Source organism: Pantoea allii (assembly GCF_002307475.1).
Classification (GTDB): Bacteria; Pseudomonadota; Gammaproteobacteria; order Enterobacterales; family Enterobacteriaceae; genus Pantoea; species Pantoea allii.
Map to the genome: position 1 here is coordinate 80,058 of NZ_NTMH01000012.1, position 22,789 is coordinate 102,846.

General features: G+C 54.2%; 19 protein-coding genes. 18 read left to right on the forward strand and 1 reads right to left on the reverse strand.

Annotated features, from left to right (window positions below; translation table 11 throughout):
• Window positions 1-102: 102 nt before the first annotated feature.
• From mraZ to secA, 18 genes are all read left to right on the forward strand, one after another.
• Entirely contained in the window at window positions 103-561 is a 459-nt protein-coding gene (mraZ, locus tag CMR03_RS05140; RefSeq protein ID WP_063878397.1) for a division/cell wall cluster transcriptional repressor MraZ, read from the forward strand.
• Window positions 562-563: 2 nt separating this feature from the next.
• A complete protein-coding gene (rsmH, locus tag CMR03_RS05145; protein WP_096010983.1) occupies window positions 564-1,505 on the forward strand; it encodes a 16S rRNA (cytosine(1402)-N(4))-methyltransferase RsmH in 942 nt (313 codons plus the stop codon).
• On the forward strand, window positions 1,502-1,822 hold the full coding sequence (gene ftsL / locus CMR03_RS05150) for a cell division protein FtsL (protein ID WP_013024606.1): 321 nt from the start codon (window positions 1,502-1,504) through the stop codon (window positions 1,820-1,822). The genes rsmH and ftsL overlap by 4 nt, the downstream gene beginning before the upstream one ends.
• A gap of 16 nt (window positions 1,823-1,838) precedes the next feature.
• Window positions 1,839-3,605, forward strand: coding sequence for a peptidoglycan glycosyltransferase FtsI (locus CMR03_RS05155; RefSeq protein WP_063878399.1), 1,767 nt, complete (start codon window positions 1,839-1,841; stop codon window positions 3,603-3,605).
• The gene (gene murE / locus CMR03_RS05160; RefSeq protein ID WP_096010984.1) at window positions 3,592-5,079 is read left to right on the forward strand and encodes a UDP-N-acetylmuramoyl-L-alanyl-D-glutamate--2,6-diaminopimelate ligase; all 1,488 of its coding nucleotides are present in this window, start codon (window positions 3,592-3,594) and stop codon (window positions 5,077-5,079) included. The genes CMR03_RS05155 and murE overlap by 14 nt, the downstream gene beginning before the upstream one ends.
• Window positions 5,076-6,434 (forward strand): UDP-N-acetylmuramoyl-tripeptide--D-alanyl-D-alanine ligase, encoded by a 1,359-nt coding sequence (murF, locus tag CMR03_RS05165; protein ID WP_096010985.1) that lies wholly within the window; start codon window positions 5,076-5,078, stop codon window positions 6,432-6,434. Before murE ends, murF begins: the two co-directional genes overlap by 4 nt.
• Window positions 6,428-7,510, forward strand: a complete 1,083-nt coding sequence (mraY, locus tag CMR03_RS05170; RefSeq protein ID WP_013024610.1) for a phospho-N-acetylmuramoyl-pentapeptide-transferase — start codon at window positions 6,428-6,430, stop codon at window positions 7,508-7,510. Before murF ends, mraY begins: the two co-directional genes overlap by 7 nt.
• A gap of 2 nt (window positions 7,511-7,512) precedes the next feature.
• Window positions 7,513-8,829, forward strand: coding sequence for a UDP-N-acetylmuramoyl-L-alanine--D-glutamate ligase (gene murD / locus CMR03_RS05175; RefSeq protein WP_096010986.1), 1,317 nt, complete (start codon window positions 7,513-7,515; stop codon window positions 8,827-8,829).
• Complete coding sequence (ftsW, locus tag CMR03_RS05180) at window positions 8,829-10,043, forward strand: cell division protein FtsW (RefSeq protein ID WP_063878403.1); 1,215 nt, start codon at window positions 8,829-8,831, stop codon at window positions 10,041-10,043. The genes murD and ftsW overlap by 1 nt, the downstream gene beginning before the upstream one ends.
• The gene (gene murG, locus CMR03_RS05185; protein ID WP_096010987.1) at window positions 10,040-11,095 is read left to right on the forward strand and encodes an undecaprenyldiphospho-muramoylpentapeptide beta-N-acetylglucosaminyltransferase; all 1,056 of its coding nucleotides are present in this window, start codon (window positions 10,040-10,042) and stop codon (window positions 11,093-11,095) included. Before ftsW ends, murG begins: the two co-directional genes overlap by 4 nt.
• A gap of 74 nt (window positions 11,096-11,169) precedes the next feature.
• Window positions 11,170-12,645, forward strand: coding sequence for a UDP-N-acetylmuramate--L-alanine ligase (gene murC, locus CMR03_RS05190; protein WP_096010988.1), 1,476 nt, complete (start codon window positions 11,170-11,172; stop codon window positions 12,643-12,645).
• Window positions 12,638-13,555 carry a D-alanine--D-alanine ligase gene (locus tag CMR03_RS05195; RefSeq protein WP_096010989.1) on the forward strand — a complete coding sequence of 306 codons (918 nt, stop codon included), beginning with the start codon at window positions 12,638-12,640 and terminating at the stop codon, window positions 13,553-13,555. Before murC ends, CMR03_RS05195 begins: the two co-directional genes overlap by 8 nt.
• Window position 13,556: 1 nt before the next feature.
• A complete protein-coding gene (ftsQ, locus tag CMR03_RS05200; RefSeq protein WP_063878407.1) occupies window positions 13,557-14,396 on the forward strand; it encodes a cell division protein FtsQ in 840 nt (279 codons plus the stop codon).
• Window positions 14,393-15,649, forward strand: coding sequence for a cell division protein FtsA (gene ftsA / locus CMR03_RS05205; RefSeq protein WP_063878408.1), 1,257 nt, complete (start codon window positions 14,393-14,395; stop codon window positions 15,647-15,649). Before ftsQ ends, ftsA begins: the two co-directional genes overlap by 4 nt.
• Window positions 15,650-15,720: 71 nt before the next feature.
• Complete coding sequence (ftsZ, locus tag CMR03_RS05210) at window positions 15,721-16,875, forward strand: cell division protein FtsZ (protein ID WP_013024618.1); 1,155 nt, start codon at window positions 15,721-15,723, stop codon at window positions 16,873-16,875.
• Window positions 16,876-16,976: 101 nt separating this feature from the next.
• The gene (gene lpxC / locus CMR03_RS05215) at window positions 16,977-17,894 is read left to right on the forward strand and encodes a UDP-3-O-acyl-N-acetylglucosamine deacetylase (protein WP_063878409.1); all 918 of its coding nucleotides are present in this window, start codon (window positions 16,977-16,979) and stop codon (window positions 17,892-17,894) included.
• 288 nt (window positions 17,895-18,182) lie between these two features.
• A complete protein-coding gene (gene secM / locus CMR03_RS05220) occupies window positions 18,183-18,689 on the forward strand; it encodes a secA translation cis-regulator SecM (protein WP_241567497.1) in 507 nt (168 codons plus the stop codon).
• Between the two features lie 70 nt (window positions 18,690-18,759).
• The gene (gene secA, locus CMR03_RS05225) at window positions 18,760-21,465 is read left to right on the forward strand and encodes a preprotein translocase subunit SecA (RefSeq protein ID WP_063878411.1); all 2,706 of its coding nucleotides are present in this window, start codon (window positions 18,760-18,762) and stop codon (window positions 21,463-21,465) included.
• Between the two features lie 47 nt (window positions 21,466-21,512).
• On the opposite strand, the gene CMR03_RS05230 is transcribed toward secA, so the two are convergent.
• Window positions 21,513-22,735 (reverse strand): IS3 family transposase gene (locus tag CMR03_RS05230; protein ID WP_425270632.1). Its coding sequence is split into 2 segments (ribosomal slippage): window positions 21,513-22,388 and window positions 22,391-22,735, totalling 1,221 coding nucleotides; the frame shifts between segments, so codons are not numbered across the junction.
• Window positions 22,736-22,789: the final 54 nt, after the last annotated feature.

The window sequence follows — 22,789 nt, forward strand, 5'->3', positions numbered from 1 at the left end:
GCCGCTCCGGCTTGACAATGATTTCCTACGATCCTTAAACTCGTTTTGTGGTAAAAAGTGGGATAAAGTGGTGCAAATGGGTAATTGAGGGGTGAGGCTGGCATGTTCCGTGGAGCAACGTTAGTCAATCTCGACAGCAAAGGACGCCTGGCGGTACCAACGCGCTATCGCAATTTGCTGAGCGAGGAATCACAGGGGCAGATGGTTTGTACCATCGACCTCCACCAGCCATGCCTGTTGCTCTACACCTTGCCCGCATGGGAAATCATTGAGAAGAAGCTGGCGAGTCTTTCCAGCATGAATCCTCTGGAGCGCCGGGTACAGCGCTTGCTGCTGGGACATGCCAGTGAATGTCAGATGGACAATGCAGGCCGCTTGTTGTTGGCGAATACGCTTCGTCAGCATGCAAATTTAAGCAAAGAAGTGATGCTGGTTGGGCAGTTCAATAAGTTTGAACTGTGGGATGAACAGACCTGGTATCAACAAGTCAGGGAAGATATTGACGCAGAACAGTCAGCTCAGGAGCCTTTATCTGAGCGGTTGCAGGATTTATCGCTATAGCTATGCAGGAAAATTACAAACACACCACCGTGCTGTTGGATGAGGCGGTTAATGGCCTCAACATCAAGGAAGACGGCATCTACATCGACGGCACCTTCGGTCGTGGCGGCCACTCGCGCTTAATTCTGGCGCAGCTTGGCGCTGGCGGAAAGCTCATCGCCATTGACCGTGATCCGCAAGCTATCGCCGCAGCGGCTGAGATAAAGGACCCACGTTTTTCGATTGTTCATGGTCCTTTTTCCGCACTGGCAGAGTACATGGCCGAGCGGGAACTGGTTGGCCGTATCGACGGCATATTGCTGGATCTGGGGGTTTCGTCCCCCCAACTGGATGATGCCGAACGAGGTTTTTCATTCATGCGTGACGGACCACTGGATATGCGCATGGACCCCACGCGGGGTCACTCTGCCGCCGAATGGTTATTGCAGGCAGACGAAGCGGATATTGCGTTTGTGCTGAAAACTTACGGCGAAGAGCGTTTTGCGAAACGCATTGCCCGCGCCATCGTCGAGCGTAATCGTGAAGAACCGATGACGCGCACGAAAGAGCTGGCTGCGGTAATAGCCGCAGCCACACCGATAAAAGATAAGTTTAAACATCCGGCCACGCGCAGCTTCCAGGCGATCAGGATCTGGATTAACAGCGAACTGGAAGAGATTGATATCGCGTTGAAAGGTGCGGTTGAGGTACTTGCCCCACAAGGGCGTTTATCCGTTATCAGCTTCCATTCGCTGGAAGACCGACTGGTAAAACGTTTTATGCGCGATCAGAGTCGGGGTCCGCAGGTGCCACATGGACTCCCTATGACTGAACAGCAGCTCAATGCGCTGGGTGGCCGTCAGTTAAAGCTACTGGGAAAAATGGTCCCGGGCGACATTGAGGTGAAAGAGAACCCTCGTGCACGCAGTTCCGTTTTACGCATCGCGGAGAGAACTGACGCATGATCGGCAACGAACGGCACAGCTTACCCGGCGTTATCGCCGGGGACATTTTGCGCAAAGGCAAAATTCCCCTGCTGTTGCTGATAGCCGTACTGGTTTCTGCCGTATTGGTGGTGACCACTACGCACAAAACGCGCCTGTTAACCGCCCAGCGAGAGCAACTGGTGCTGGAGCGTGATGCGCTGGACATTGAGTGGCGCAATTTAATTCTGGAAGAGAACGCCCTTGGCGATCACAGCCGCGTTGAGCGGATCGCCACCGAAAAGCTGCAGATGCAGCACGTTGATCCTTCGCAGGAAAACATCGTGGTGCAAAAATAAGGATCTGTTACTGCTAATGAACGGCGTAAAAAGAACGCTGAAGTTAAAAAAACCGGAAGATAAAGCCAGCTTTGTAAGCTGGCGTTTTGCGTTGTTATGCGGTTGCATTTTGCTGGCGTTAGGTGGGCTGTTGTCCCGGGTTGCATGGCTGCAGGTGATCAACCCAGACAAGCTGGTTAAAGAAGGCGATTTACGCTCATTACGCGTTCAGGCGGTGCCGACCGCGCGCGGCATGATCAGCGATCGTGGCGGACGCCCGCTGGCGGTCAGCGTGCCGGTAAATGCGATCTGGGCCGATCCTAAAGAGCTACATGATGCTGGCGGGGTCACGCTCGACAGCCGCTGGAAAGCCTTATCCGATGCCCTTTCTATCCCCATCGATCAATTGGCCGCACGCGTGAATGCGAATCCCAAAGGGCGCTTTATTTACCTGGCGCGTCAGGTCAATCCCGCCATCGGTGAATACGTTAAAAAACTCAAGCTGCCAGGCATTCATCTGCGTGAAGAGTCCCGACGCTACTATCCGGCTGGTCAGGTGACGTCACATCTCATCGGCTTTACCAATATCGACGGTCAGGGCATCGAAGGCATCGAAAAGAGCTTCGATAAATGGCTGACCGGTGAACCAGGCGAGCGAACCGTGCGTAAAGATCGCTACGGACGTGTGATTGAAGATATCTCTTCGGTTGACAGCCGTGCCGCGCACAACCTGACGCTGAGCATCGACGAACGCCTGCAGGCGCTGGTCTACCGCGAACTCAACAACGCAGTGGCCTTTAACAAAGCGGAATCGGGCACGGCGGTGCTGGTGGACGTAAACACCGGCGAAGTACTGGCAATGGCCAACAGCCCGGCCTACAACCCGAATAACCTGAGCAACACGGCAAAAGACCTGATGCGTAACCGCGCCATCACCGATATTTTCGAGCCAGGCTCAACGGTGAAGCCGATGGTGGTGATGACGGCCCTGCAACGCGGTGTGGTGAAAGAGAACAGCGTACTGAATACCGTTCCCTATCGCGTCAACGGCCATGAAATCAAAGATGTGGCGCGCTACAGCGAACTGACTTTGACAGGTGTTTTACAGAAATCGAGTAACGTCGGTGTTTCACGACTGGCGTTAGCGATGCCCTCCTCAGCGCTTGTAGATACTTATGCGCGCTTTGGACTGGGTAAACCGACCAATTTGGGGCTGGTCGGGGAAAGTAGTGGCTTATACCCTAAAAAACAACGGTGGTCTGACATAGAGAGGGCCACCTTCTCTTTCGGCTACGGGCTAATGGTAACGCCGTTACAGTTAGCGCGAGTCTACGCAACGATTGGCAGCTTCGGCATTGCTCGTCCGCTGTCGATAACCAAAGTTGATCCGCCGGTTGGTGGTGAGCGCGTGTTTCCTGAAGCCCTGGTGAAAACCGTGGTGCACATGATGGAAAGCGTGGCGTTACCGGGCGGAGGCGGCGTGAAAGCCGCCATCAAAGGCTATCGCGTGGCGATCAAAACCGGTACCGCGAAAAAGGTCGGGCCGGATGGTCGTTACGTGAATAAATACATTGCCTATACCGCAGGCGTTGCGCCTGCCAGTCGCCCTCGTTTTGCACTGGTGGTGGTCATTAACGATCCCCAGGCCGGTAAATATTATGGTGGTGCGGTTTCTGCACCGGTGTTCGGTGCCATCATGGGCGGCGTTCTGCGTACCATGAATATCGAACCGGATGCCCTGCCGACCAATGACAAAAACGAGTTGGTGACAAACAGAAGTGAGGAATCAAGTGACAGATCGTAACCTGCGCGACTTACTCGGACCGTGGGTGCCTGACGCACCTGCGCGCCCGTTGCGTGACATGACTCTGGACAGCCGCAGTGCGGCGGCGGGCGATCTGTTTGTGGCCATTGCCGGCCATCAGGTTGATGGTCGCCGGTTTATTCCTCAGGCGATTGCGCAGGGCGTGGCTGCCGTTATCGCGGAAGCAGAAGGGGAAGCGACCGACGGCGAAATTCGTGAGATGCACGGCGTGCCGGTCATTTATCTGGCGCAGCTGCATCAACGTCTTTCTGCTCTGGCAGGCCGTTTTTACCAGCAGCCGGGCGAAAAGCAAAAGCTGATTGGCGTAACCGGTACCAATGGTAAAACGACCACTACGCAGTTACTGGCGCAATGGGCCAGCCTGCTGGGCGAAACCAGTGCCGTGATGGGCACGGTAGGCAATGGGCTGGTCGGGCAACTGGTGCCAGCGGAAAATACCACGGGTTCAGCCGTAGATGTGCAGCACAACCTGGATGAACTGGTCCGGAAAGGCGCATCGCTGACGGCAATGGAAATTTCGTCACACGGGCTGGTGCAGCATCGTGTTTCAGCACTGCCTTTTGCCGCTGCGGTGTTTACCAACCTCAGCCGTGACCATCTCGATTACCACGGTGATATGCAGCAGTATGCGTCGGCAAAATGGTTGTTATTTTCCGAGCATCAGGTCGGTGTGGCCGTGCTTAATGCTGACGATGACGTCGGTCGCCGCTGGCTGGCAAATCTGCCTGACGCCGTGGCAGTCACGATGGAAAATAACCTGCAGCCTGGTAATCATGGTCGCTGGCTTCGTGCGACCGACGTGAACTATCACGATAATGGTGCCCACATTCGCTTCGACTCAAGCTGGGGCGAGGGCGAGATAAACAGCCGCCTGATGGGGGCCTTCAACGTCAGTAACTTACTGTTGGCTCTGGCAACGCTGCTGGCGCTGGGTTATGCGCTGGATGATCTACTGCGGGTTGCGGCAAGACTGCAGCCGGTGAACGGGCGAATGGAAGTCTTCAGCGCCCCGGGTAAGCCTACCGTCGTGGTGGATTATGCCCACACGCCGGATGCCTTAGAGAAAGCATTGGAAGCCGCGCGTCTGCATTGCAAAGGCAAACTGTGGTGCCTGTTCGGATGTGGCGGCGATCGCGACAAAGGTAAGCGCCCACTAATGGGAGCAATTGCTGAGCAGTTTGCCGACGTGGTGGTGGTGACGGATGATAATCCGCGCAGTGAAGATCCTCAGGCGATTGTGCAGGACATTCTGAGTGGGCTGCTCGATCCTGGCCGTGCCCGTGTGGTTTCCGGACGCGCGCAGGCCGTGACCAGCACCATCATGCAGGCTCATCCCGATGACATCGTATTGGTGGCCGGGAAAGGCCATGAAGACTATCAAATTGTTGGCAATCAACGTCTGGATTACTCCGATCGTGCGACGGTCGCCACATTGCTAGGAGGCGTAGCATGATTCCGGTTTCATTGAGCACGTTAGCACAGATCACCAGCGGCACCCTGCACGGCGACGACCTGACATTAAATGATGTCACAACGGATACCCGCAAGGTCACCGCAGGTAGCCTGTTTGTGGCCATCGTGGGTGAGCGTTTTGATGCCCATGACTTTGCAGAAGATGCTATCGCCAAAGGGGCCAAAGCCTTGCTGGTAAGTAAGCGTTTACCTGTATCTGTGCCTCAGGTTGTGGTTAAGGATACGCGCCTGGCGTTTGGCAAGCTGGGAGCATGGGTGCGTCAACAGGCCAGCGCTCGGGTAGTCGCCCTGACTGGCTCTTCCGGTAAGACCTCGGTGAAAGAGATGACGGCTGCGATTTTACGTCAATGCGGTGAAACACTTCACACCGCCGGTAACCTGAACAACGATTTTGGCGTGCCGATGACCTTATTGCGCCTTACGCCTGAACATCAGTTCGCGGTCATTGAGCTGGGTGCAAATCATCAGGGCGAAATCGCCTACACCACCGATCTGGTCCGTCCGGAAAGCGCACTAGTCAATAACCTTGCCGCGGCTCATCTTGAAGGGTTTGGTTCGCTGGCTGGCGTGGCAAAAGCCAAAGGTGAAATTTTTAACGGTTTGCCCGCGAAGGGAACGGCGATTTTAAACGCTGACAGCAATGACTGGCCGCACTGGCAGGAGAACCTGCACGGTAAAACGGTATGGCGTTTCTCCCCCCAGGATGCTGACTGCGATTTTCACGCGCGCGATATTCGCATCAGTCAGGATGGCACGCACTTTGTTATGCACACGCCGCGTGGCGAAGCAGACATTACCTTACCGGTGCCGGGACGGCATAATATTGCGAATGCGCTCGCTGCTGCCGCGCTCGCGCTGTCGGTGGATGCCCCGCTCAGCGCAGTGCAGAGTGGCCTGAAAAACCTTCAGTCCGTGCCCGGACGGCTGTTCCCCATCCGCCTTTCCGCGCAGCAACTGCTGCTCGATGACAGCTACAACGCAAACGTCGGCTCGATGATCGCTGCAGCTCAGGTGCTGTCTGAGATGCCGGGTTACCGCGTTATGGTGGTGGGCGATATGGCTGAATTAGGCGACGAAAGCGAACAGTGCCATCGTGAAGTGGGCCTGGCCGCCAAAGCCGCAGGCATTGATCGGGTGTTAAGCACCGGTCAGATAAGCCATTTAATTAGCGAAAGCAGTGGCGTTGGCGAACATTTCAGCGATAAAACCGCGCTGACTGAACGTTTACGCCAGTTACTGTCCGAACACAAAGAAATGACCGTATTGATTAAGGGTTCACGTAGTGCCGCCATGGAGCAGGTAGTACAGAGCTTACAGGAGAAAGGAACATGTTAGTTTGGCTGGCCGAACATCTGGTCGCATTTTATTCCGGCTTCAACGTCTTTTCGTATCTGACGTTTCGCGCCATTGTCAGCCTGCTGACCGCGTTATTTATCTCCCTGTGGATGGGGCCACGCCTGATTGCGTGGCTGCAGAAACTGCAAATCGGTCAGGTGGTGCGTAACGACGGCCCGGAGTCGCACTTTAGCAAGCGTGGGACGCCGACCATGGGCGGCATCATGATTCTGACTTCGATCACCCTGTCGGTATTGATGTGGGCTTACCCATCCAACCCCTATGTCTGGTGTGTGCTGGTGGTGCTGGTGGGCTTTGGCGTGATTGGCTTTGTCGATGATTACCGCAAAGTGGTACGCAAAGATACGAAAGGGTTGATCGCGCGCTGGAAATACTTCTGGATGTCGGTGATTTCCCTGGGTGTTGCCTTTGCGCTTTATCTGGCCGGTAAAGATACGCCAGCCACAGAGCTGGTTGTGCCTTTCTTCAAAGACGTGATGCCACAGCTGGGTCTGTTTTACATCGTGCTGGCTTACTTTGTCATTGTGGGTACCGGTAATGCCGTCAACCTGACCGACGGTCTGGATGGCCTGGCCATTATGCCAACTGTCTTTGTGGCGGCAGGTTTTGCACTGGTCGCCTGGGCAACAGGTAACGTGAAATTCGCTGAGTATCTGCATATTCCTTATTTACGGCATGCCGGTGAACTGGTGATCGTCTGTACCGCCATCGTGGGGGCAGGATTAGGGTTCCTCTGGTTCAATACCTATCCGGCCCAGGTTTTCATGGGCGATGTCGGATCGCTGGCGCTGGGCGGCGCATTGGGGACCATCGCCGTGCTGCTGCGTCAGGAATTTTTATTAGTGATCATGGGCGGCGTGTTTGTTGTTGAAACGCTGTCGGTGATTCTGCAGGTGGGGTCATTCAAGCTACGCGGGCAACGTATTTTCCGAATGGCGCCGATTCACCATCACTACGAACTGAAAGGCTGGCCAGAGCCGCGCGTCATTGTGCGCTTCTGGATTATTTCGCTCATGCTGGTGCTGATTGGCCTGGCGACGCTGAAGGTACGGTAATCATGGCTGACTATCGCGGGAGAAAAGTCGTCATCATCGGATTAGGCCTGACCGGGCTGTCCTGTGTTGATTTCTTTGTAGCGCAGGGCGTAACGCCACGCGTGATGGATACCCGTATGTCACCGCCAGGGCTGGATAAGTTGCCTGAGCAGGTAGAGCGTTACGTGGGCGGTATCAACAGTGACTGGCTGTTAGCGGCAGACCTTATCATTGCCAGCCCCGGTATTGCGCTGGCGCATCCGGCGTTGTGTGAAGCTGCGGACGCGGGCATCGAAATCGTCGGTGACATTGAGCTGTTTTGTCGTGAAGCACAGGCACCGATTGTGGCGATTACCGGCTCGAATGGAAAAAGTACGGTCACCACCCTGGTCGGCGAAATGGCGAAGGCGGCAGGCTGGCAGGTAGGTGTGGGTGGCAATATTGGTTTGCCCGCGCTCAGCCTGCTGAAAGCGCCTGCGCAGCTGTATGTGCTGGAGCTCTCCAGCTTTCAGTTGGAAACCACGCACAGCCTGAAAGCTGCCGCCGCCACCATTCTTAACGTGACGGAAGATCATATGGATCGCTATCCGTTAGGTATGCAGCAGTATCGGGCAGCCAAACTGCGTATTTACGAGAACGCCCAGGTTTGTGTGGTGAACGCTGATGATGGCATGACGATGCCGGTGCGCGGCGCTGACGCGCGCTGTGTGAGTTTTGGCATCGATATCGGGGATTACCATCTCAATAAGCAGCAGGGCAGTATCTGGCTCCGCGCCAAAGGCGAGAAGGTGCTGAACACCGATGAAATGACGCTGGTGGGGCAACATAATTACACCAATGCGCTGGCGGCATTAGCGTTGGCAGATGCGGTAGGGTTACCACGATCCACCAGCCTGTCTGCGCTTGCAGCCTATTCCGGCCTGCCACACCGTTTTCAACTGGTTCATGAGAGTCGCGGCGTACGCTGGATTAATGATTCAAAAGCGACCAACGTCGGCAGTACAGAAGCCGCATTAAAAGGCTTGCAGGTTAACGGCACGCTCTGGCTGCTGCTTGGTGGGGATGGCAAATCAGCAGACTTCTCGCCGTTGGCGCCTTATGTTCAGGGCGATCGTATCCGGTTGTTCTGCTTTGGTCGCGATGGTGATGCGCTGGCCGCGCTGCGGCCCGACGTCGCGGTACGCACTGAAACGCTGCAGCAGGCTATGGAACAGATTGCCAGGCAGGTCCAGCCGAGCGATATGGTACTGCTTTCGCCAGCCTGTGCCAGCCTCGATCAGTTTCGCAGTTTTGAGCAGCGCGGTGACGTCTTCGCGCAACTGGCCAGGGAGCTAAGCTGATGCGTATTCCTGGTTCGGGCATTGCGAGTTACCTGTCCAGTCGGTTGAGTAACTGGGTAATGGGGTCGCGCGAAAGCGATGATACCTCGCTGGTGCTCTATGACCGTACGTTGCTCTGGTTAACGCTGGGGTTAGCCGCCATCGGCTTTGTGATGGTGACCTCGGCATCGATGCCGGTAGGTCAGCGTCTGAATGACGATCCGTTCTATTTTGCCAAGCGTGATGCGTTTTATATCGCCCTGGCATTCGGTATGGCGCTGGTTACCCTGCGCGTCCCGATGGATTTCTGGCAGCGTTACAGCAACGTGATGCTGATGGTGTCTGTCGCCATGCTGTTGATTGTTTTAGTCGTGGGTAGCTCGGTCAATGGTGCTTCACGCTGGATTGCGTTAGGCCCGCTACGTATCCAGCCAGCCGAATTATCTAAACTCACGCTCTTCTGCTATCTCGCCAGTTACCTGGTGCGTAAAGTCGAAGAGGTGCGAAATAACTTCTGGGGCTTCTGTAAGCCGATGGGCGTGATGGTCGTGCTGGCTGTACTGCTGCTGGCTCAACCGGACCTCGGCACGGTGGTGGTGCTGTTTGTTACCACGCTGGCGATGCTGTTTCTGGCGGGGGCCAAGCTGTGGCAGTTTCTGGCCATCATCGGCTCCGGCATTTTTGCCGTGGTGCTGTTGATTATCGCCGAGCCATACCGTATGCGCCGCGTTACGTCATTCTGGGACCCATGGGAAGATCCTTTCGGCAGCGGCTACCAGCTTACACAATCGCTGATGGCATTTGGCCGCGGTGAATTCTGGGGCCAGGGGCTGGGGAATTCGGTTCAGAAACTGGAATATCTGCCCGAAGCGCATACCGACTTTATTTTCTCCATTATCGGAGAAGAACTGGGTTACATCGGTGTGGTTTTAGCGCTGTTAATGGTATTCTTCGTCGCTTTTCGCGCAATGTCGATTGGTCGACGCGCGCTTGAACTTGACCAACGTTTTTCGGGCTTCTTAGCCTGTTCAATCGGCGTATGGTTTAGCTTTCAGGCACTGGTCAACGTGGGTGCCGCGGCGGGTATGTTACCGACCAAAGGGCTGACGTTACCGTTAATTAGTTACGGTGGTTCGAGTCTCATCATTATGTCTACGGCCATCGTATTTTTGTTACGTATTGATTATGAAACGCGTCTGGCTAAAGCGCAGGCGTTTACCCGAGGTGGTCGATGAGTGGTAAACGATTGATGGTCATGGCAGGTGGCACCGGTGGACATGTGTTCCCGGGGCTGGCCGTGGCCCATCATCTGAAAGCGCAGGGCTGGGAAGTTCGCTGGTTAGGCACCGCAGATCGTATGGAAGCCGACCTGGTACCCAAGCACGGTATCGACATCGACTTTATCCGTATCAGCGGATTACGCGGCAAGGGCATCAATGCCCTGTTGCTAGCGCCGGTGCGTATTTTTAACGCCTGGCGTCAGGCTCGCAAGATTATTAAAGCCTGGAAGCCGGACGTCGTGCTGGGCATGGGTGGCTATGTATCGGGCCCGGGCGGCCTGGCGGCCTGGAGCTGTGGTGTCCCTGTCGTGCTGCATGAGCAAAACGGTATTGCCGGACTGACCAACAAGTGGCTGGCAAAAATTGCCACCAAAGTTATGCAGGCATTTCCCGGTGCGTTTCCCCACGCAGAGGTGGTAGGAAACCCGGTGCGTACGGACGTGCTGGCCCTGCCATCACCGGCTCAGCGCCTGGCCGGACGCAGTGGTGCCATCCGTATTCTGGTGGTGGGCGGCAGTCAGGGCGCGCGCGTTCTTAACCAGACGGTGCCCCTGGTTGCGGCAAAACTGGGTGAGCAGATCACCGTCTGGCATCAGACCGGTAAAGGTGCATTGCAGGACGTAGAGCATGCCTATCAGCAGGCAGGTCAGCAGCACAAGGTGACCGAATTTATTGATGATATGGCGGCGGCGTATGCCTGGGCTGATGTAGTGATTTGTCGCTCAGGTGCACTGACGGTGAGTGAAATTGCTGCCGCGGGATTACCGGCCATCTTCGTGCCGTTTCAGCACAAAGATCGTCAGCAGTACTGGAATGCCTTGCCGCTTGAGGGCGCAGGTGCAGCCAAAATTTTTGAGCAGCCGCAGTTTACAGCGGAGGCGGTAGCGGAAACGTTGCGTCACTGGGATCGCCCGACATTACTCGCGATGGCTGAAAAAGCCCATGAGGTGGCGGTACCCGATGCGACTGAACGGGTCGCGCAGGCAGTGGCTCACGCCGCACATTAACGCATCAGGTCAGCCTGGCTGACCCGTGCTCAAACTGAGCACAAACTGAATGAGTAGGTAGGTAATAAAGCGTAATGAATACACAACAACTGGCGAAACTGCGTTCAATCGTGCCCGAGATGCGTCGCGTCCGGCACATTCACTTTGTCGGCATCGGCGGTGCTGGCATGGGCGGTATTGCCGAAGTGTTAGCAAATGAAGGCTACCATATCAGCGGTTCTGATCTGGCGCCGAATCCGGTAACACAAAATCTGATCAAACTGGGCGCAACGATTTACTTTAACCATCGCCCGGAAAACGTAACGGATGCCAGCGTAGTCGTGGTGTCCAGCGCCGTTGCGCAGGACAATCCTGAACTGGTGGCGGCACGCGAGCAACGTATCCCGGTGATTCGTCGCGCGGAGATGCTGGCAGAACTGATGCGCTTTCGTCACGGTATTGCGATTGCCGGCACGCACGGCAAAACCACGACAACAGCAATGGTGTCGAGCATTTACGCAGAAGGTGGCCTGGACCCGACTTTCGTTAACGGGGGGCTGGTTAAAGCAGCAGGCACGCATGCGCGTCTGGGCAGCAGCCGCTATCTGATCGCCGAAGCGGATGAGAGCGATGCGTCATTCCTCCATCTGCAGCCAATGGTCGCTGTCGTCACCAATATCGAAGCGGATCATATGGACACCTATCAGGGAGATTTTGAAAACCTGAAGCAGACGTTCGTTAATTTCCTGCACAATTTGCCGTTCTACGGCCGGGCAGTCATGTGCGTCGATGATGCCGTGATTCGTGACCTGCTTCCTCGCGTAGGCCGCCAGATTACGACCTATGGCTTCAGTGACGATGCTGACTTCCGCATCGAAGACTTTGAACAGCGTGGTGCACAGGTGCACTTTAGCCTGATTCGTCAGGACAAGGCGCCGTTACAGATCACCCTGAACGCACCGGGTCGGCACAATGCATTAAACGCAGCAGCGGCCGTAGCCGTTGCCAGCGAAGAAGGGATTGAAGACAGCGCCATTCTGGCGGCGCTGGAAAGCTTTCAGGGAACCGGTCGTCGTTTCGACCAGTTGGGCGAGTTTTCTACCGAACCGGTCAACGGTCAGCCTGGCACCGCCATGCTGGTGGATGATTATGGTCATCATCCCACGGAAGTGGACGCTACCATCAAGGCGGCGCGCGCAGGTTGGCCTGATAAAAAACTGGCGATGGTGTTTCAGCCGCACCGTTACACGCGAACCCGTGACCTGTTTGATGATTTTGCCAACGTGCTGTCTCAGGTTGACGTTTTGCTGATGCTGGATGTGTACGCGGCAGGTGAAACGCCCATTCCTGGCGCGGACAGCCGTGCACTGTGCCGTGCCATTCGTAACCGTGGCAAGGTCGATCCTATTCTGGTGCCGGAGCATGATTCGCTCGTTGAAATGCTGGCACCTTTGCTGTCAGGTAACGATCTGATTCTGGTTCAGGGTGCAGGGAACGTAGGTAAAGTGGCGCGTAAACTGGCCGACTGCAAATTGCAGCCAGAGCGCAAAGTGGAGGGCCGTCATGCCTAAAGTTGCCGTTTTAATGGGCGGCACGTCAGCCGAGCGCGACGTGTCCCTGATGTCCGGCGGGGCCGTGCTGGCCGGCTTACGCGAAGCAGGTATTGACGCACAGGGTATTGATACCCGCGACGTTTCAGTGCTGGATTTAACTGCACAAGGTTTTGAAAAGGTGTTTATCGCCCTGCACGGTCGTGGCGGTGAAGACGGCACGCTTCAGGCGGTGCTGGAGTTCCTGCAGTTGCCCTATACCGGCAGCGGCGTGATGGCATCGGCCGTGACCATGGACAAACTGCGCACCAAGCTGCTGTGGCAGGGCAGGGGACTGCCGGCAGGTAAATTTGTCTGGATCACGCGTGAGCAGATGCAGGCCGGTCTGGATACGGCCACCAAGACAGCGATTAGCGCGCTAGGTTTACCGCTGTTCGTTAAACCGAGCAGCGAAGGGTCCAGTGTTGGGATCAGCCGCGTGAATCAGCAGAGCGATCTGACCGCAGCACTGGAAGAAGCATTTCGCCACGACGATAACGTGCTGGTTGAGGCGTTTCTGAGCGGTGGGGAATATACCGTTGGCATTCTGGGCGAGCAGATTCTGCCAGCCATAAAAATAAAGACCGCCAGCGAGTTCTATGACTATGAAGCTAAATACATTTCTGACGATACTCAGTACTTCTGTCCAGCCGGACTGAGTGCAGAGCGTGAGGCAGAATTACAACAGCTGGTTTGGTCTGCCTGGCGTGCACTGGGATGCAGTGGCTGGGGACGCGTTGATGTCATGACCGATGGTGAAGGACACTTCCAGCTGTTGGAAGCGAACACGTCACCCGGTATGACCAGCCACAGCTTAGTGCCGATGGCAGCAAAGCAGGCTGGCCTGACGTTTTCTCAGTTAGTCGTACGCATTCTGGAACTGGCCGACTGATATGTCACAGGCGGCGATGAACGTACGTAACCGTGAGGCGCAGGAGCGGGCACGCAACGGTCGCAGTAACGGTGCCCGGCTCTTCGGCATCGTGTTTCTGCTGATGGTGATGGGCGTAATGATTGCGGGTGGCTTAGTGGTGCTGAAGTGGATGAACGATGCCTCTCGGTTACCGCTGTCAAAGCTGGTAGTGACGGGACAACTGCATTACACCACTCACGACGATATTCGCCAGGCGATTTTGTCGTTAGGTTCACCCGGTACCTTTATGTCGCAGGATGTGAACATCATCCAGCAGCAGATAGAAAGATTGCCATGGATAAAGCAGGTCAGCGTGCGTAAGCAGTGGCCGGATGAACTGAAAATCCATCTGGTGGAATATACGCCGGTGGCGCGCTGGAACGACTCTCACATGGTTGACAGCGACGGCGTGTCATTCAGCGTACCGGCTAACCATATGGGTAAAGAAACGCTGCCGATGTTATACGGTCCAGAAGGCAGTGAAAAAGAGGTGCTGGCGGGTTATCACAGTATGGATGACGTGCTGAAAGCCAGGAAGTTTACCCTGAAGGTGGCGTCGATGACGGCGCGGCGTTCATGGCAGTTAGTGACCAGCGATGATGTACGTATTGAGCTGGGTCGTACCGATACCATGAAGCGTCTGAATCGTTTTATTGAGCTCTATCCGGTGCTGCTGCAGCAAGGTCAGAATGAACACAAGCGCATCAACTCGGTTGATTTACGCTATGACTCTGGCGCTTCTGTTGGCTGGACACCGATAGTGATGGAGCCACAGGACAGTAATCAGCAACAAAACCAGGCACAGGCTAAACAACAATGATCAAGGCAACGGACAGAAAACTGGTAGTTGGACTCGAAATCGGCACTGCGAAGGTCGCCGCCCTGGTTGGGGAAATTCTGCCTGATGGTATGGTCAATATTATTGGGGTCGGCAGTTGCCCGTCCCGCGGTATGGATAAAGGTGGCGTAAACGATCTTGAGTCGGTGGTGAAATGCGTACAGCGCGCCATCGATCAGGCTGAGTTGATGGCGGATTGCCAGATCTCCTCTGTTTACCTTGCATTATCGGGCAAACATATCAGTTGTCAGAACGAAATCGGGATGGTTCCGATTTCCGAAGAGGAAGTGACTCAGGATGATGTAGAGAACGTGGTGCATACGGCCAAGTCAGTGCGCGTTCGTGACGAGCATCGCATTCTGCACGTTATTCCTCAGGAATATGCCATCGACTATCAGGAAGGCATTAAAAATCCGGTTGGTCTGTCGGGTGTGCGCATGCAGGCAAAGGTGCATTTGATCACCTGTCACAACGACATGGCAAAAAATATTGTCAAAGCCGTTGAACGTTGTGGCCTCAAAGTTGACCAACTGATTTTTGCCGGTCTGGCATCCAGCTTTGCGGTCCTGACCGAAGACGAACGCGAACTGGGCGTTTGTGTGGTGGATATTGGTGGCGGCACAATGGATATCGCCGTCTACACGGGCGGCGCATTACGTCATACTAAGGTTATTCCTTATGCTGGCAATGTGGTCACCAGTGATATCGCCTACGCATTTGGTACGCCGCCCACCGATGCGGAAGCCATCAAAGTACGACACGGCTGTGCATTAGGGTCGATCGTCGGAAAAGACGAAAACGTTGAAGTGCCAAGCGTGGGCGGACGTCCGCCACGTAGCCTGCAACGTCAGACGCTGGCCGAGGTGATCGAGCCGCGTTACACCGAGCTTTTAAATCTGGTCAACGACGAGATTTTGCAGTTACAAGAGCAGCTTCGCCAGCAGGGCGTTAAACACCATCTTGCAGCAGGGATTGTGTTAACCGGCGGCGCGGCGCAGATTGAAGGATTGGCCGCCTGTGCGCAGCGCGTATTCCATACGCAGGTACGCATTGGACAGCCGCTAAACATCACGGGTCTGACGGACTACGCGCAGGAGTCTTACTATTCCACTGCGGTGGGGCTGTTGCACTACGGTAAAGAGTCACACCTGAACGGTGACGCAGAGGCTGAAAAGCGCGTTTCCGTGGGTAACTGGTTTAAACGTATTAATAGTTGGTTAAAAAAAGAGTTTTAATTTTTGTAAAAGGGGATCATGCTGTTTTCTTTAGTGATCTCCAGGCGACAGGCACATAACGGAGAGAAATCATGTTTGAACCTATGGAATTAACCAATGACGCGGTGATTAAAGTCATCGGCGTCGGCGGTGGCGGTGGCAACGCCGTAGAGCACATGGTACGCGAGCGTATCGAAGGTGTGGAATTCTTCGCTGTGAATACCGACGCTCAGGCGTTGCGTAAGACAGCGGTCGGCCAGACCATCCAGATTGGTAATAACATTACCAAGGGGCTGGGCGCGGGTGCTAACCCGGAAGTAGGCCGTAACTCTGCAGAAGAAGATCGCGAAGCACTGCGTTCTGCGCTGGAAGGGGCAGACATGGTGTTCATCGCAGCAGGTATGGGTGGCGGTACCGGTACCGGCGCAGCGCCTGTTGTGGCTGAAGTGGCCAAAGATTTAGGTATTTTGACCGTCGCGGTCGTGACCAAGCCTTTTAATTTTGAAGGCAAGAAGCGCATGGCGTTTGCTGAGCAGGGTATCGCTGAGCTGTCCAAGCACGTGGATTCACTGATTACCATTCCTAACGACAAGCTGTTGAAAGTCCTTGGACGTGGTATTTCCCTGCTCGATGCTTTTGGCGCGGCTAACGACGTGCTGAAAGGCGCAGTACAGGGTATCGCCGAGCTGATTACTCGTCCCGGCTTGATGAACGTGGACTTCGCTGACGTGCGTACCGTAATGTCAGAAATGGGTTACGCAATGATGGGTTCTGGCGTGGCCTGTGGTGAAGACCGTGCAGAAGAAGCCGCTGAGATGGCGATCTCCAGCCCACTGCTGGAAGATATCGATCTCTCTGGTGCGCGCGGCGTGCTGGTCAACATTACTGCGGGCTTTGACCTGCGTCTGGATGAGTTTGAAACCGTGGGTAACACTATTCGCGCCTTCGCCTCAGACAACGCAACCGTCGTGATTGGTACCTCGCTGGACCCAGAAATGAATGACGAACTGCGCGTCACTGTGGTGGCAACCGGTATTGGCATGGATAAGCGTCCAGAGATCACCCTGGTCACTAACAAACCAGCCAGTCAGCCTGTGATGGATCATCGTTACCAGCAGCACGGTATGTCTCCGCTGCCGCAGGAGCAAAAACCTGCCGCTAAAGTGGTGAACGATCAGAGCGCGCAGTCTAACAAAGAGCCAGATTACCTTGATATTCCGGCATTTTTGCGTAAGCAGGCCGACTAGGAATAACCTTATAATTGGGATTTCCCGCTCTTTGTGCTAAAGTGTTCGCCCGCTGGTAACGTATACTGGCGGTCGGAAAGCGATATTGCGAGATAATAACGATGATCAAACAAAGGACATTAAAACGTATTGTTCAGGCGACAGGTGTCGGTTTACATACCGGCAAGAAAGTCAGTCTGACCCTGCGCCCTGCGCCGGCTAATACCGGGGTCATCTATCGTCGCACTGACTTGAATCCACCGGTTGATTTTCCGGCTGATGCAAAATACGTGCGCGACACCATGCTGAGCACCTGCCTGGTGAACGATGAAGGCGTGCGTATTTCGACAGTTGAACACTTAAATGCCGCACTGGCAGGTCTGGGCATCGATAACATCATTGTCGAAGTTGATGCGCCAGAAATCCCGATTATGGACGGCAGTGCAGCGCCTTTCATCTATCTGCTGATGGATGCAGGTATCGAGCAGCTCAGCAGCGCCAAGAAATTTGTGCGTGTTAAGCAGACTGTGCGTGTTGAAGACGGTGACAAATGGGCAGAGATCAAACCTTATAACGGTTTCTCGCTTGATTTCACTATCGATTTCAAACACCCGGCTATCGATTCCAGCTCTCAGCGCTACCAGATGAAATTCTCTGCCGAAGCGTTTGTTCGTCAGATTAGCCGTGCACGTACTTTTGGCTTCATGCGTGAAATCGAATATCTGCAGTCTAAAGGCCTGTGCCTGGGCGGTAGTTTAGATTGTGCGATTGGCCTTGATGATTTCCGCGTGCTTAATGAAGAAGGCCTGCGTTTTGAAGACGAGTTCGTGCGTCACAAAATGCTGGATGCTATCGGCGATCTGTTTATGTGTGGCCACAATATTATTGGCGCGTTCACCGCGTTCAAATCAGGCCATGCGCTGAACAACAAACTGCTGCAGGCCGTTTTGGCTAAGCAGGAAGCCTGGGAATGGGCAACCTTCGAAGACGAAGCTGAATTGCCACTGGCGTTCAAAGCACCAAATTTGGTTCTGGCTTAAATTCGTTCAGAACGTAAAACGGCTGGCTGTGCTGACACTCTCTCCGGTCAGTGGCACCAGCCGTTTTTTATTGCCTCGCTGTTAATCTCCGCCTGTTGCGATAGCATTCCCACGTCAAAGCAAACAATTGCTGAATTGCTGCACAATCGCGCGCGATTTCTCCCGTTGTTGCGCTAATCCCAGGTGTCGCCGCGCCACATTAGTGTTACTATCTCTGGCGCTTTTACAGGCTGCATGCTGCTGAAAACCGCGGTGAATAATTAAAATGTTATGCGCAATGGAACAATTGTGATCGGAATCCTTCTACGCTGGCGACAATTAGGTAGACGCTATTTCTGGCCTCATTTCCTTCTCGGAATGGTGGCGGCCAGTCTTGGCTTGCCAGCGTGTGCGCAAACGGCTGAACTCAATACCGCATCAGAATCTTCCGCCAGTAGCCTGTTTATCGGCAATGCCGTTCGTTTTGACCATTTGATTCGTCTTCAGGAAGCCTCGCGACGTCCCAGTTTCTCGGTTGACTACTGGCACCAGCACGCCATCCGCACGGTTATCCGCCATCTCTCTTTCACGTTAACGCCGCAGGCGCAGGCGGAAGAGCAGGTGCATCCGCTGGCCGCACAAAAGCTGGCGTTGATTGATTCACTTCATGCATTATTAACCTCCCAGGCGGCACAACCCAGCATCCCGGTTCGTGTCTCCTCGCAACCCCTTCCTGCCGCTCCGACACAGACGCGTTCTGACGGACATGGCAAAGTGCACGGTATCCGTGCCGGGCCCGCTTTATTGTTCTGCTAATCTCTTTGTTTTTAATCCCATTTAGATTTCGCAGTCCGGACTCTCCGGCTGAATTGAGAATATATTTATTATGTTAATCAAAATGTTGACCAAGGTTTTTGGTAGCAGCAACGATCGTACTTTGCGCCGCATGCGTAAAAACGTTGATATCATCAACAAGATGGAGCCCGAGTTCGAGGTGCTCTCCGATGACGAGCTGAAAGCCAAAACGGTACTCTTTCGTGAGCGCCTGAAAAAAGGTGAATCACTGGAAAGCCTTATCCCCGAAGCCTTTGCAACCGTGCGTGAAGCCAGTAAACGTGTGTTTGGCATGCGTCACTTTGACGTGCAGCTGATTGGCGGCATGGTGCTGAATAACCGCTGTATCGCAGAGATGCGTACTGGTGAAGGTAAAACCCTGACGGCAACCCTGCCAGCCTATTTGAATGCCTTAACCGGCCAGGGCGTACACGTCGTCACCGTCAACGACTATCTGGCCCAGCGTGATGCGGAAAATAACCGTCCGCTGTTTGAGTTTCTTGGCCTGAGCGTCGGGATCAACATGTCTGGCCTGCCTTCTGTCGCCAAACGCGAAGCCTATGCAGCAGACATCACCTACGGTACCAACAACGAGTACGGCTTTGACTATCTGCGTGACAACATGGCGTTCAGTCCAGAAGAGCGCGTACAGCGTAAGCTGCACTATGCACTGGTGGATGAAGTTGACTCCATCCTGATTGATGAAGCGCGTACGCCGCTGATCATTTCTGGTCCGGCCGAAGACAGCTCAGAACTTTACACCAAAGTGAATAAAATCATTCCTCATTTGATTCGCCAGGAAAAGGAAGATTCAGACAACTTCCAGGGCGAAGGCGACTATTGGGTCGATGAGAAGGCGCGTCAGGCGCACATGAGCGAGCGCGGACTGGTAAAAGTAGAAGAACTGCTGGTAAGTCAGGGCATTATGGTGGAAGGGGAATCACTTTATTCACCGACCAATATCATGCTGATGCACCACGTTACTGCGGCACTTCGCGCCCATGCGCTGTTCACGCGCGATGTCGACTACATTGTAAAAGATGATGAAGTCGTCATTGTCGACGAACATACAGGTCGTACGATGCAGGGTCGTCGCTGGTCTGACGGTCTGCATCAGGCGATTGAAGCTAAAGAAGGCGTTGAGATTCAGAACGAAAACCAGACCCTGGCTTCTATCACCTTCCAGAACTACTTCCGCCTTTATGACAAGCTGGCGGGGATGACCGGTACAGCTGATACCGAAGCGTTTGAGTTCAGCTCCATCTACAAACTCGATACCATTGTTGTGCCGACCAACCGTCCTATGGTGCGTAAAGATCTTGCCGATCTGGTTTATATGACCGAGAAAGAGAAGATCGATGCCATCATTGAAGACATCCGCGAGCGTACGGCCAACGGACAGCCTGTGTTGGTCGGTACGATTTCGATTGAGAAATCAGAAGTGGTATCAAACGAACTGACGCGCGCCGGCATTAAACACAATGTTCTGAATGCGAAGTTCCATGCCCGCGAAGCGGATATCGTGGCGCAGGCCGGTCAACCGGGTGCTGTCACTATCGCCACTAACATGGCGGGCCGTGGTACGGATATCATGCTGGGCGGTAGCTGGCACGCAGAAGTTGCCGAGCTTGAAAACCCATCAGATGCGCAAATCGAAGAGATTAAAGCCGCCTGGCAGATTCGCCATGATGCGGTGCTGGCTTCGGGCGGTCTGCATATCGTGGGTACTGAACGTCACGAATCACGTCGTATTGATAACCAGCTACGTGGTCGTGCGGGTCGTCAGGGTGACGCCGGTTCTTCACGCTTCTACCTGTCCATGGAAGATGCGCTGATGCGTATCTTTGCCTCGGATCGTGTTTCCAACATGATGCGCAAACTGGGAATGAAACCTGGCGAGGCCATTGAGCATCCGTGGGTGACCAAAGCCATTGCCAACGCGCAGCGTAAGGTGGAAAGCCGTAACTTCGATATTCGTAAGCAACTGCTGGAATATGATGACGTGGCCAACGATCAGCGTCGTGCTATCTATAGCCAGCGTAATGAACTCCTTGATGTGTCTGATGTGTCAGAAACCATCAACAGTATTCGCGAAGACGTCTATAAATCCATTATCGACAGCTATATTCCGCCTCAGTCGCTGGAAGAAATGTGGGATGTGCCAGGCCTTGAAGAGCGCCTGCGTAACGATTTCGATCTGGATCTGCCGATTAGCGAATGGCTGGACAAAGAACCGGATCTGCATGAAGAGACGCTGCGTGAACGTATCATGACGCACGCCGCCGAGAGTTATGCGGAAAAAGAAGAGATCGTCGGCGCGGAAATGATGCGCAACTTTGAGAAAGGCGTCATGCTGCAAACGCTGGACTCGTTGTGGAAAGAGCACCTGGCCGCAATGGATTATCTGCGTCAGGGCATCCACTTACGTGGATATGCGCAAAAAGATCCTAAGCAGGAATATAAGCGTGAATCGTTCGCCATGTTTGCCGCGATGCTGGAAACGCTTAAGTACGAAGTGATCAGTACCCTGAGCAAAGTACAGGTTCGTATGCCGGAAGAAGTCGAAGCGATGGAGCAACAACGTCGTGAAGAGGCCGAGCGCCTGGCACAACAACAGCAGTTGAGCCATGCCAGCGAAGAAATCCTGGCGGCGGAGTCCGTTGCGCAGCAGGGCGGCGAACGTAAAGTGGGCCGTAACGATCCTTGCCCGTGCGGTTCAGGTAAAAAATATAAACAGTGTCACGGTCGTCTGGCCTGATCACGTTGTTGACTAGTCCTGGCATAGGTTGACACTTTTTTTATCTTTTAAAACGCCTGATGTACCTCATCAGGCGTTTTGTATTTTAATGACAGATGAGGACGCTGGCTGTTATAGATCCTGACTGACTCACTGACCATCCTGCCTGCCTGCACCACGTCTGCCGGACGCGTAATCAGTAATTCATTTTTCAGTATGCCGTTAACCCTTTCTGCCAGCGCATTCTGATAGCAGTCGTAGCCGTCCGTCATTGAACAGACAAGACCGTGTTTTTTATGCACTGACTGATACATTGCCGAACAGTACTGAAGTCCGCGATCTGAGTGGTGGATCAGGCGGCCCTTTCCCTGCCGCTCCCTCAGTGCCATTTGCAGCGCCTTAATAACGTGTTCCGTATGCAGACTTTCATGAACATGATACCCCACGATTTTTCGTGAGAAAGCGTCCGTTACCAGACTGATGTAGGCCATACCTGTTCTTACCGGAAGCCAGGTGATGTCGGCAACCCATACCTGCTCCGGACCGGAGATTACCGTCTGCTCCGGCCCCGCTTTCAGCAGATTCGGATGTCTGTAAAAATGATGACGGCTGTTCGTTGTTTTATGATAAGCCCTTGCCGGATGAACCAGTAACCGGGCTTCCCGCAGCACAGCGAACAGACTGTCCCGCCCGATATGCAATGCGGCATCTTCCCGCTCGTTAAGAATATGCTGCAGTTTCCGGGTACCCAGGCGGGGCTGCTGTAACCTGATAAGTCTGACTTCTTCAGTAATGCGGTGTGCCTTTTCAGCCCTGCGCATTTCACGCCGGCATCCCTGATACCAGGCCTGACGGCTTATCTTTAAATACCGGCAGACCCTGACGACAGTCAGTTTCAGGGATTGTGTCTGTGCTTTCGCGATAAGGACGCTAACTGCTTCTTTGTGAGTGTGGCACCGAATTCGGTGTTCATCACCTTCACGACAGCTTCAAAAAACTGCGCTTTAACTTCGGATTCAGCCAGTTGCTGCTCAAGCTCTTTGATTCGCTGTTCAGGTGTGAGGGGGAGAGATTTTGTCATGTTTCCTCCACGGGTGGTGCGCTGCCGGGATGACTGCCAGTCCAGATGACCGTATTTACGTAACCACATGAGCACGGTGGAACATCCCTGGATGCCGTAGCGTTCCTGAGCCTGGCGGTAAGTCATCTCGCCTTTTTCAACCTGCTCCACGACTGCCAGCTTAAAAGACAGAGAGTAATCCCGCTGAGTGCGTTTAACATACTGTTTCATCACATTCTCCTCAAAACCAGTGGAAAATGTGTCAACGCTATTCAGGACGGGACA